This window comes from Bryocella sp. (assembly GCF_058498515.1).
On record NZ_JBMHYI010000016.1, the window covers coordinates 16942 to 28856 of the forward strand.

Consider the following 11915-nt stretch of genomic DNA (forward strand, 5'->3'; position numbering starts at 1 on the left):
TCCTCTACTTGGGATCGATCGCGATGGCGGTGGGCGCTGTGACGCCACTCGTAACCTGACGTACGAAACTTCCGGAGCTGCCCAGCACCGTGAGGCTGCTGGTTCCGGTGTTGCCTACCCAGATCTGGCCTGCAGCGTCGATGGCGAGAGCGGACGGCTGGCTGATGTTTCCGCTCCCTGTAAAGGGAGAGCTTCCGACGGGAGATCCCGAGAGCGTAAAGGCGGAGACGGAGGAACCTGCATGGTTGGCGACCCAACCGTTGCCACTGGAGTCGATGGCGATGGCGAAGGGGGAGGAGAGCCCGTTGCCGCTCATGGTGGTCGCGACAGAGCCGGTCTGCGAGAGGACCGTGACGGTGCTGTTGCCGGAGTTCGCCAGCCAGATGTTTCCGCTGCCGTCCACGGTGGTCGACTGCGGTTGGCTGAGTCCAGTGGGGGAGTAGACCACCGCCATCGTCCAATCGCCCGGAGCCGAGGAGAGGCGCGGTGAGAAGGGCGCTCCGTCATGGACGGAGTTATAGATGTTGGCGACATTGAGCGCGGGATAGTGCGCGATGTCCATCACCGCATCGATGGTGTTCGTGGGAGCCGCGCCGGCGGGGGGAGTGGCCCACAGGAAAAGGTTGCCGCAGGCGCTGCCATCGCCGGCGACGCCGCCGGTGGAGTTGATGCAGTAGGAGACGGCGTCCGCCAGGGTGTTGATCTCCGAGCTGGGTCCGACGGCGCCGGTGGGCAGGGCCGATCCGGTGGAGACGCCGGTGGCGGTGTTTACCAGCTTGTTGACCGACACGAACGCGCGCGCTAAGCCGGCGGTATTGGTGGAGCTCGAGCCGACAGCAGCGTACCCGGTCATAAAGGGCGCCATCGCGAAGACGCTGCCCACCGTGGAGACCTCATTGATGTTCACGAAGGTGTTGTCGTTGACGTTGGCGCAGTCACCCAGGGCGGCAAGATTTGCAGCGTTGGCGTTGGTCCCGGCAACCCCGCCGGGTTCTCCGCCGATGGCGACGATCCAGAGCTGCTGGCCTGCCGTGCAACTGTAGGCCGAGGAAGGAAAATTGAACGAGCCATCGGAACCGGTCGTCACGGTGATGTTGAGGAGATCGGGGACGCTGGCGCCATACCCCGCGGTGCTGGCTGCGTAGAGATGGATGGCAGCGCCGGAGATGGCTTGTTGGCCGCCATGCACCGTGCCATGCAGTTTCGCCCCCGAGACCACGACCGGGGTGACGGCCTGTTGCAGAGCGGTGCAGCCAGTGAGCCCGAGGCAGAGAGGAGCGGAGGACGCGGCCAGCGCGAACTTCAGTCCCTGACGACGGAATCCATAGCTCCTCCCGCCGGTCTCGGCTCCCTCAATGGGTCTTACTTTAGGTGGATTCATGGCTTGGCCCCTTGGGTGGCGTTGGTCACCGCGGTGACGGTGGGCGCGGCGACGGGCGTCGCCGCACCGATCACTTCTGTGACGGTGTTATTTCCGGAGTTTGCGATCCAAAGACTGCCCGCGCTATCCACGCTGATGGAGGCGGGCGTATTGATGCCTGCGGTGGCCGCGGCCGGAGTGACCCCGGTGGCAGCTGTGCCGTCATCGTTGAGCACGGAGACGGTGTTGTTGCCGTTGGCGACCCACACGCGGCTGGAGCCATCGATGGCGAGCGCGGTGGGCGTTGAAACGCCTGCGGCTGCGCTGCCCGAGACGGTGATCGCGGAACCGGATTTGGTGTAGGCCTCGACCGTGCTGGTGGTGTTGAGCACACCCCAGAGGTTGCCGGAGTTATCAACCGCGAGACCGAGTGCGGTGGCCGCGCCGGAGGCTGTGCCGGCCGTCGTGATCTGCGATCCGGCATCGGAGAAGCCGACCACGGTGGTGTTCGCGTTGAGGACCCAGACGGAATCGGCTACAACGATGCCAGGCTCCGAGCCGGTCACGCTCGCATTGCCCGCGTCGGTTGCTGTGACCGTAAAGGTCCCAGCTGTGTTGAACGTCACGCTGAAGTTATGGGCCGCTCCCGCAAACGTATAGGAGGTGGGCGAGATGACGGCTGAGCTATCGCTGCTGGTCACCGCCACCGTTCCGGTATAGGCGGTAGCCAGATTGCCGTACGCGTCGACAGGGGTCACCGTGACGGTGCCCGCGGTTCCGGGCGCCGTGAACGGTCCCAGGCCTGTGACCTGGAGGGCGGCAGCAGCGCCGGGATTCACTGTCTCTGTGGATTGTGCCTGGGTAAGACCGCTGGCGGTCGCGGTGTAGGTATAGGTTCCAGCGACGGTCAGCGGCACGGAACTGAGATTGAAGGTCGCTACGCCGTTGGAGGCGGTAGCGTTGTAAGTCTGGCTGTAGCTGGAGGGCCCCGTGACGGTGAGGGTCACGACGGCCGTGGAGTTATTGGTAGCAACGTTGCCGGAGCCATCCTCGAGCGCTACGGTCACGGTTCCGGCGTTTCCACCTGCGGTGATCGTCGTTGGAGGGCCGGCCGTGTAAACGAGGTTGGTGGGGGTGATCGTGACGGCGAGGGTTGCACTGGCCGTAAGTCCGGTACCGCCGTTGGTGGAGGTGACGGCGCCGCTGGTGGAGGTGTAGCTGTTGGCGGTGGCGGCCTTGACGTTGACGTTGGCGGTGCAGTTCCCGCCGGCTCCGATGGTGGCTCCCGAGACAGAGAAGGTGGTTCCGCCGGCGGTTGCCGTGATCGTTCCACTTGGGCAGCTGGTGCCAGCGCCAGTGGGATTCGAGAGTACGAGGCCAGTGGGCAACGTCTCACTGAAGCCTACGCCGGTGAGCGAGACCGTATTACCGGATGGGTTGGTGATGGTGACGGTCAGCGTCGAGTTGGTGTTCGGCGCAACCGTGGCCGGGGTGAAGACCTGGGAGATCTGGGGCGGAGCAACGACGTATGTGGTGTCTGTCCCTGTGTCGTTGGCGGTGTTGAGTTCATTGCCTCCACTCACGGTCGCCGAGTTGGTATAGGTTCCCGCGTCCGAGGAGGAGATCGAGAAGGTCACCGTGATGGCGGGATAGGTGACGGAGGCGGCGAGCGCATCGCTGCGGGTGCAGGTGCGTGTGCCCAGGGTGCACGTCCACCCTGTACCGGAGATGGCCGTTGCGGTGAAGCCGCTCGGGAGGTTATCTACCACACTGACCGTGCCACTGGTGCTGGCCGTGCCGACGTTGGAGACGGTCAGGCTGTAGGTATCGCCCGTGTCCCCGGGCTTGAAGGTGCCAGAGTGGGTGCTGGTCACGGAGAGGTCCGCAGCGTCGACCGTGAAGACGGTGGAGACGGCAGTGCCATCGACGGTCACCGTGGCGGTGCCGGCTCCGACTGCCGTGGCGGTCGCGGTGGTGGTAATGGCCGCGTAGGAGGTGACGGGAGCGGCGGTGGCGTTCAGGGTGGTTTGCGTGGAGTTGGTGGTTCCACCACCGCTCTGCGTGATGGAGAGCGAGGCGGCTACACCGTCGTAGGCCGCGGCGTTGGCTTGCGAATAGATGACGCTCGATGAGTTCTGGCCAAGACTGCCGGTGGCCGTAAAGGAAGCGTTGGCCGTGGGGGTCGTCGTGCTGAGGGCGATGGTCAGTTTGGTGTATGGGGTGAGCGTGATTGGGTCGCTGCCGCTGTTGGAGGTTCCGGCGGTATCGCAGCCGGTTCCTGAGGCTGGGCCGTTGCAGCCCCACCAGTTGTCGATGGCCGTGGTGTTGCTGTAGCCGGTCCCGCCCTGCTGATAGCCCGCCGCGATGCCGGTAAAGCCGCTACCGGTATTGCCGTGGAAGCGCGAGTACTGGACCGTGACGACGTTATCCCCGGAGGCGCCGCCGTTCACGACATCGATGGCACCCCCGTTGACCGAGGCGCTGTTGCCGGTGAAGTTCGAGGTGGTGACGGACACGGCGTGGTCGAGGTTCCCGAGGAGCAGGGCGCCGCCGTAACCAATATTCGTCCCGGTTCCGGTAACCGTGTTGCTGGTAAAGGTGCTGCCGGAGATGGTTACTCCACCGTTCGAGACCGAGAGGCCGCCTCCATCCTGATAAGCGGTGTTGCTGGTGAAGGTGGAGTTCGTAACGGTCGCCGGACTGGGGTTGGAGTATCCAGTTCCGTCGACGGATACGATGAACAGACCTCCGCCCTCGCCAGGAGCTTCGCCAACGTAGTCGCCACCGTTGTATGCGGTCTGATCCACGGTCTCCGACGCGGTGTTGGAGGTGAAGGTGTCGGAGCTGAAGGTAAAGGGGATCCAGTTTCCGACGAAGACCCCGCCACCCTGGTTCAGGGCCTTGTTGCCGGAGATGGTGCAGTTGTCGAGCTCGACCAGTCCTGCGGAGCTGCCGCTTTCCTGACTGTTGGAGACGAAGAGGCCGCCGCCGCTTCCGAAGGGATCGGTCCCGTTGGCCAGCACCACGTTGGTGAAGCCGATCTGACCAGGACCGCCGAGATCGCCGTCCATGTTGCCGCCAAAACTGTCGCAGGCGAAGCCGCACGCGTTCGGATCGTTCTCATCTTTACCGTTCTCGACGGTGAGGTTGGAGAAGTAGACGTCGAAGGGGGTGGCATTCAGATCGACGTTCATATCGAATGCCTTGTCGTTGTTGTTGGCATTGATGATGGTCAATGCCGAGCCGGCCCCGACGAGGTTCATCGAACCTTCGATGTCCAGGTAGTCGTATTTGTCGCCGATGGAGTCCTGCGAGCTTCCGTTGTTGGCCGAAAGGACATAGGTGCCGGCGGGAAGATTGATGGTGTCGACGTGGGTGTTTCCGGTGGAGCCGGCGTCGTTGTCGGCGACGGTGACAGCGGCACGGAGCGTGCAGCCTGCGGTGGCGTTGATGCAGGCGTTTTCCGAGGTGGTGTTCGCCGTCGCGTCGGTGGTGGTGTTGACCGTCATGGTGCGATACGCGGAGGGCACGGTGTACATCGCATGGAGCTGGCTATCGGCGGTCACTATGCCGCTGCGGCTATCGGCGCTGAGGCGGGTGGCGACGGCGGCGGCGACCGTCGAGCTGGAGCTGTCGGTGGTGACCACGGGGGTGCTGTAGCGCAGAGCGTTCTGGGTGGTGAGCGGGTGATCGACGGTGACATATTGCCCACCCGCCATCACGGCCAGCGAATCGTAGCCGCCGCCCGCGAAGCGGCCGCGCAGCATGATGGCGGGCCCTCCAGGGCCGACCTCCGATACCGTTTCGGCCTCAGTCCAACCCAAGGTGCTGGCCTTGGCCGCGTGCACCGACGGGGGCAGCCCCTTGGCCATGCGCATGCGCACGGCCTGGGCTTCTGCGTGGGAAAGGACGGTGTGGTCGACGCCTGGGCGAGCATAGACGTGCAGGGTGGCGTCGGCACCGAGCACCGCCACCTGGGTATAGCCGCGGCGGTCAAAGGCGAAGACGCCGAAGGCCATGGCGGCGGCGCCAGCGGAAGAGATGGTTTCCATCTGGGGCGGGCCGTTCAACAGGGAATCGCCTTCGAGGACCTGCACGCCGTCGGCCGTCAGCGCGACCAGGTCCTCAACATTGGCCCCGCTCAGTGTGGCTGGCTGCAGATCGCTCGGAGCCTTGGGGAGGGGGACGAAGGCAATCTGCGCGCCGTTGTGATCAAGGAGCTGCACACCGCAACCCGTGCTGGAACAGACAGCGGCAGCGATGAGATTCTCGGCGGCGGGACTGCGCCAGATCGCGAGGGCGCTGATGGCTCCGGAGAGCGTAATCGTCTGCGGCGCGGCGAAGGCTCCATGGCCATCGCCCGCGAGAAGGTACGCCGCGGTACCGCTTTTTGCGGCGAAGATCAGATCGTTGTGCCCGAAGCCGCTCAGGTCTCCTGCCTGCAACAGGTCGGGCCGGACGGGGACTTCAATGGCGACAGCCTGTGCAGCGAAAGGAGATACAGGCTGCCCGGAACGAATCTGCGCCATGTCTTCCGTGGTAGGAGCGGTGGCGTGCGAGTTACCACGCTGCAGTAACAGTGCACCTCCGGCGGAGGTGGCATAGCCCGAGACGAGATCGCGAAATCCATCGCTATCAAAATCGGCAGTGACCATGGCCGTGAAGGTGCGGGAAGCCAGCCGGGCGTTCAGTTTGGGATTGGAGCTGGAGATCTGCTGGGGCAGGGCGTGCTCGCCATTGCGATGCTGGGCGCTGAACATGCGGCTCTGCGCAACCAGGACAGAAGTAGACGAGACAAGGAGTGCAGTTACAAGGGAAGCCCTCATAACAAAAGACATAGGCCCTGGACGCATCGTAGATCTCCGCGGTAAGCCGATGCTCCCATAGCTGTTTGTCGAGGCAATACTGACTGCCTCACTCAACCGACATGGGCGATCGGGGATAGGTCGAACTTATGACGGTTATGGAAACTTCGCCAGTGTACTGCGAAGCCTCTAACTTGAAACCCGTCCTTGTCAAGAAACTTTTGCTTCATGCTCAGAATTTGTTCCCACGAAAGAGATCGCGCAATTTGTCAAAGAATGAACTGTTGCAAAATCGGAAACCCGTGTTACTCTTCGGCGGTCCACAAATCAGGAGCTTTTTCCGCGTGATCGCAGAGCAATTCGATCTTGTAAGTCGTTCAGCACAGGTTGATGATGAGGTTTTCCTCGAGCAGCTCTTCTACCAGTGCCTGCCCCCGGAGCTCGCTCCCCTGGGACTGCCAGCTGCCGCGCTACAACAGATGCTCGCCTTGCAGTACCGTGGGCGCAACATGACTTACAGCGCACGATATCCAGAGGCGGACGATCGTGTGCTCTGGGTGGATGGAGCGCGCGCGGGGCGACTCACGCTGCAACGTTCGGCCCATGTCCTCCGCGTGGTCGACCTCGCGGTGGCACCGGAGTTTCGTGGCCGCGGGGTGGCAACCCGGGCTTTGCAGAACGTGCTTGCGGAGGCTGCGGCTTCGGAGCGCGAGGTGCAACTCGAGGTACGCGCGACTAATCCGGCAGCAAGGCTCTACCAACGGCTAGGCTTCGTGGTTACGGAAGGCGATGGTTTTAACGCGCGGATGACGTGGCAGGGTCGAAAGGCGATCGGCCTCGCCGCCGATGGAGGCGAAGCGCCCGCGGCCGAGGTTGCGGCGGCGCCACAAGACGGGACGTCGGCCTACTTCCGTAACTTACTTGGTATGGCCTTTGCTGCGAACGGTGGACCGATCCGGACAGAGATCGTGCTGAAGAGGGTCGAGGTGCTGGTTCAGCCAAAGGATTACAAGTCGGGAGACAGTTTTGTGCTGCGCTTCGATGGGCCACTGGAGCCGATCCTGCCGTCCGGCTGCGTCGAGGTTCATCCTCCGCAGGGAGGTCCGATGACGATTTTCCTCTCTCCGCTTGGTCCGGAACGAGGATTCATGAGGTACGAAGCCATCTTCAATCGGGCCCAAGCGTAGTGGGCCAGGGGGGCGCGCTGTCTCGTGCGGTAACGGAAGCAATTTGTTCTCGTCGCTGGTGTGCGATTGTTGGGCTTCGCCGGCGAAACAACGGGCCTTTCATCGTATCTTTTCACCGCTTCACTTTCTCCATCGGCGTCTGTGCTGCACGTCTGCCCGGGGTAGGTTATCTCCGTCGCGAGGGGCGGTACGGCATTCTGTGACATTCCATCAAACGAAGGAGCAATCCGCATGACTCCGTATGTAGGCGAGGTTCGTCTCGTCGGCTTCAATTTTGCACCTGAGGGCTGGATGTTGTGCCAGGGCCAGCAGCTATCCATCAGTGGTAACGAAGCGCTTTTCAACCTGATTGGTACTACCTATGGTGGAAACGGCCAAACGACGTTCAACCTGCCCGACCTCCGTGGCCGCTCGCCTATGCATTGGGGTAACAGCAGCGGTGGGAACTGGGTGCCCGGTCAAATCGCAGGCACCGAAACGGTAACACTTACAGCGCAGCAGATCGCGCAGCATTCACACCAGATCGGCGCGAGCACGGGGACACCCTTGGGGATAGCCCCGACCAATAACACCTTCGGCGTGAACAGCACGGTGCTGCAATACGACCATACGCCGAACAACATCTCGGCTCCTCTGCTGGCACCCGCCGGGCCGGCGCAACCGCATGACAACCTGATGCCCTACGCCGTGATGAATTACATCATCTCGCTGTTTGGGATCTATCCCACGCGAAGCTAGGAGAGAGCCATGGGCGACCAATTTATCGGGCAAATTAACGTATTTCCGTTCGACTTCGCACCTTCGGGATGGGCGTTGTGCAACGGGCAGATCATGGGCATTCAACAGAACCAAGCTCTGTTTTCGCTGATCGGAACCTATTACGGGGGCAACGGCGTCCAGACCTTTGCCCTTCCGAACCTGCAGGGATGTTTTGCCGTAGGGCAGAGTCAGGGTTACGTCATTGGGGAGAGGGGCGGTCAGGTAAACCACACGTTGCTCTTGTCCGAGCTTCCGCTCCACACGCACACGATGTTGGCTGCCGGAAACAGAGGCCAGTCGGCGACACCGGTCAACACTTATCCGGCGGGGTATAGCGCCGCGCTTTATAGCGGTTCCGCGAACACAACGCTCGGATCTGGATCGAGCCTCAATGCGGGAGGGCAATCCCACAACAACATGCCTCCTTATCTTGTGATGTCGATTTGTATCTCGCTTACTGGAATTTTTCCCTCGCGGGGCTAGAGTCAACGCTTCAACTCCCAACTCCCAATCCAAACTCCAAGGAGGAGTTCATGAGCGATCCATTTCTCGGAGAGATCCGACCGTTCGGCTTCAACTTCCCCCCTTCAGGCTGGGCGCTATGCGCAGGCCAGTTAATGTCCATCTCGCAAAACTCGGCGCTGTTTTCGCTATTGGGCACGAATTACGGCGGAAACGGGACAAGCACCTTCGGCCTTCCCAATCTGCAGGGAAGCATCGCGGTGGGCCAGGGTCAAGGGCCGGGCTTGAGTGACTACTACATTGGCCAGACGGGGGGCCAAGAAAACGTCACGCTGCTGGGGTCGGAACTTCCCGGGCATACCCACACGCTTCCCGTCGCGAGTGCCGTCTCGAACAAGACTGGAACTCCAGGGCCTACTGTGTACCTTGGGCCTACAGGGGCACGGGGCGAATCCGAACCGGTGTACAACACCGCGGCGCAGATTACAGGCGGGTTTGTGAACATGCTGGCGACGGCAGTACGTCCAGCGGGCAGCGGCATTCCTCATAACAACATGGGCCCATATCTCGTTATCAACTACTGTATTTCGCTGAAGGGGCAATATCCGACGCGCGGTTGAAGCTCACCCTGCAGCCGGGACAGTGCCTACCATCGCGCCCGTGCCGAAGCGACAGGCTCTTTGCGCTCCAGCGCAGGGGAGTCTGTCGCTTTAGCACGGGCGGTCTTGCGCACGATGTCCGAGTCGTGGTCTTTCAGGGTGATGCCGGGAGCACAGATTCACGAAACCTGAGAGCGGCAAGATCGAGACTTCCGAACCTCGAAATTTTCGTCTTTATTCAACAAATAGCGGAACGCAAGTTCCGATGCCTGCCATCTTCATACCACACTGCCAAGCGAGTCGATGTCCGCCCCAATTACCGCTGATGGTCGATTGCCGCGAGTTGTAGCGTGCCTTCGGTCCTCAACACCCCGGATGCATCCTTCCCGATACGTTGCTGTAACTACCGGGAGCGGAATTGTTCGACTACAGCGGGGTCTGCCAGGGCTTTGATGAAGACGCCTCCTACTACGCTGCGGGCCTGGAAGTGTTGTTGTTTGGCGTCATCGGTGTTGTACCAATCGGTGGTGGGGACGCGGGAGGGTGTGTTGTCGGCCCAGACGACTATGCGATGGATGAGGTCGGCGGATTGGGCGTGATCGCCGAGGGTTGCGGTCCAGACTTGCCAGTCGAGCTTGGTGAAGTTCTTGCGCTCGTCGAGTGGAAGGCCGTAGGGCTGGAGCTTGGTGGAGTAATACGCCCAGTCTTTCTTGGCGACAGAGGCGGGGAAGAGGTGTACGTCGAGTAACTCGTCCCAGACGAGGTTGTATTTCTGGCTCCAGGTGTTGGGCTGGTCGAAGGCGAGGCGGAAGTGGTCTCCGTCGTCGGCCATCTTGATCCACTTGGCGGGCATGGGCTGGACGATGCGTTCGTACTTCGCGGCGAGCTGCGGGTCTCCGACACCGCGGGCGATCTGCACGAAGGCGCCGAGGGCTTCGATGGCCTTGATGGAGAGATTGGTGTTGTGGGCGAGGTGGCCGGCGAAGTCGTCGGTGGAGAGCTGGTTGTCGGGATCGAGGCCTTTGGCGGCGAGGAAGTCGGCCCACTTTGTGAGCTGCGGCATGTACTTCCTGGCGAAGCTGTAATTGCTCTGGGCGCGGCCGAGCGCGTCGATCATGATGAGGAGATTGCCGCTCTCTTCGACGGGCATCTGATCGTCTTCGTTGCGCTCGCCACCGCCGTAGACCTGGCCGTTGGCGAGTGGGTAGGTGCCGAGGTCGTGAGGAGCGAAGGGGAACTTCCAGCGGTCCATCGAGGCGTAGCGCATGAGGGGCTCGAGCTGGGCTTCGAGGAGCGTGGGGTTGAAGAGCAGGAAGAAGGGCGACGAGGGATAGGTGACGTCGACGGTGTCGATGCAGCCGTTGGAGTCGTTCTCCTTGGAGAAGAGCATGGGTGTGCCGTCGACGTCGGCGACGAGCTTGTGGGCGGCAACGGTCTGGCGGAAGACGAGCGAGGTCAGATAGGCGTAGTCGTCGCCTCCGACCTTGCGCATGGCAGCGGTCTCTTCGCGGTCGAAGGTGATGCCCTTGGCTTCGAGTTCGGGGTAGTCGGACTCAGCGCGGGTTAGCATCTCGGACTCGGTCATGCCGTTGCGCTGCCAATACTCGCGGAGGCGGCGGCCGAGGTACTCGATGGCGTAGGTCTGGGTGTAGGCGGCGAGGATGTGGCGCGTGACGGGCTGCGAGCCTACGGTACCCATGGGTACCATAACCGCGAGATGCGCGGCGCCGCCGGCGGAGCTGTTGGCGGGCTTGGGCATGGCGAGTTCGTCGGCATCATCGAGATGGCCGTTGGTGACGAACTGGTGAAGCGCGTCCGAGGAGAGCTCGGTGTGCGCGGCTTCGCTGTCGGGAACAGCGAGATGGAAGTAGCCCCAGTCGATGCGGACGCGATCGCCGGAACGGTTGAGGTAGTTCTGGTCGCGTGAGCCGACGCTGAGGACAGTGAGGCCATGGGTGTGCGTGCGCGACCAGGTGACCTGCTCCGAGGCGTCGTTGACGGCGATGACGGGGTCGATGTCGAGGAGGAGATCGACGTTGTGCTGCTTGCCGTCGGTGGAGATGGCTTGCCAGGTGAGGTAGGAGACGGGGCGCGACATCACGTCGAGGTCGGAGGGGAAGAGCGGGGTGAAGAAGCTGACGCGGAGCTCGATGCCGGCGGCGGCCAAGCGATAGCGCGAGTGCAGGGGGGTGACTTCGAGGGCGAGCTGCTGCATGGATTCGGGCGAGGCGAGGCCGCGGTGATGCTGCTCGGGGCCCATCCAACGGAAGGTGTGGCCATCGATGCGGGCGAGGCCGGTCATGGGCTGGGGCGCTTCGGTCCAGTGCTTGGTGACGGCGCCGGTGAGGGTGTCCGACATCGACCAGATGCTGAAGAAGGGGTCGTTGGCGAAGAGCGGCACGGCGGGCGGGCGATGCGCGGGGGGCTGCTGCGCGAGGAGAGCGGCGGGAAGGAGGAGGCCGGCGAGCGTGAGTGGGAGGATTTTCATGGGAGCGTTATCAGATGGAAGAAGGGTACACGGGGCGGGGGAGTTTGTGTGCGTCTTCGAACCCACGTCTCAAAGGCGAGACGTGGGGCACCCAGCATCGAGAACGCCGGTCGTTTGCTGGCGCAAACGATACCCCACCCTTTCACGATGGAGCTGTCAAGTTCCACGAGATGCTTTACACCTCGTTATCAGGACATCCTTTACACATGGAGGTCTGGTGGCGTCGCGCAGCGGTCCACACGTGTGGACCGCTGC

At 62.5% G+C, this 11915-nt stretch carries 7 protein-coding genes; 4 read left to right on the plus strand and 3 right to left on the minus strand.

The features are described 5' to 3' along the window. Positions 1-4 precede the first annotated feature (4 nt). Together AC5E6W_RS04650 and AC5E6W_RS04655 are read right to left on the minus strand one after the other, a co-directional pair. Entirely contained in the window at positions 5-1381 is a 1377-nt protein-coding gene (locus AC5E6W_RS04650; RefSeq protein ID WP_491751098.1) for an NHL repeat-containing protein, read from the minus strand. Continuing rightward, on the minus strand, positions 1378-6120 hold the full coding sequence (locus AC5E6W_RS04655; RefSeq protein WP_491751099.1) for a beta strand repeat-containing protein: 4743 nt from the start codon (positions 6118-6120) through the stop codon (positions 1378-1380). The genes AC5E6W_RS04650 and AC5E6W_RS04655 overlap by 4 nt, the downstream gene beginning before the upstream one ends. Positions 6121-6314: 194 nt before the next feature. Between AC5E6W_RS04655 and AC5E6W_RS04660 the strand changes: the two genes are divergently transcribed. The 4 genes from AC5E6W_RS04660 (at position 6315) to AC5E6W_RS04675 (ending at position 9193) form a co-directional block, all read left to right on the plus strand. Further along, entirely contained in the window at positions 6315-7352 is a 1038-nt protein-coding gene (locus tag AC5E6W_RS04660) for a GNAT family N-acetyltransferase (protein ID WP_491751100.1), read from the plus strand. A 231-nt stretch (positions 7353-7583) separates the two neighbouring features. Then, positions 7584-8090 (plus strand): phage tail protein, encoded by a 507-nt coding sequence (locus AC5E6W_RS04665; protein WP_491751101.1) that lies wholly within the window; start codon positions 7584-7586, stop codon positions 8088-8090. A 9-nt stretch (positions 8091-8099) separates the two neighbouring features. Next, on the plus strand, positions 8100-8594 hold the full coding sequence (locus tag AC5E6W_RS04670) for a phage tail protein (RefSeq protein ID WP_491751102.1): 495 nt from the start codon (positions 8100-8102) through the stop codon (positions 8592-8594). Between the two features lie 50 nt (positions 8595-8644). Then, complete coding sequence (locus AC5E6W_RS04675) at positions 8645-9193, plus strand: phage tail protein (protein ID WP_491751103.1); 549 nt, start codon at positions 8645-8647, stop codon at positions 9191-9193. 382 nt (positions 9194-9575) lie between these two features. On the opposite strand, the gene AC5E6W_RS04680 is transcribed toward AC5E6W_RS04675, so the two are convergent. Further along, a complete protein-coding gene (locus AC5E6W_RS04680) occupies positions 9576-11660 on the minus strand; it encodes a glutaminase family protein (protein ID WP_491751104.1) in 2085 nt (694 codons plus the stop codon). Between the last annotated feature and the right edge of the window lie 255 nt (positions 11661-11915).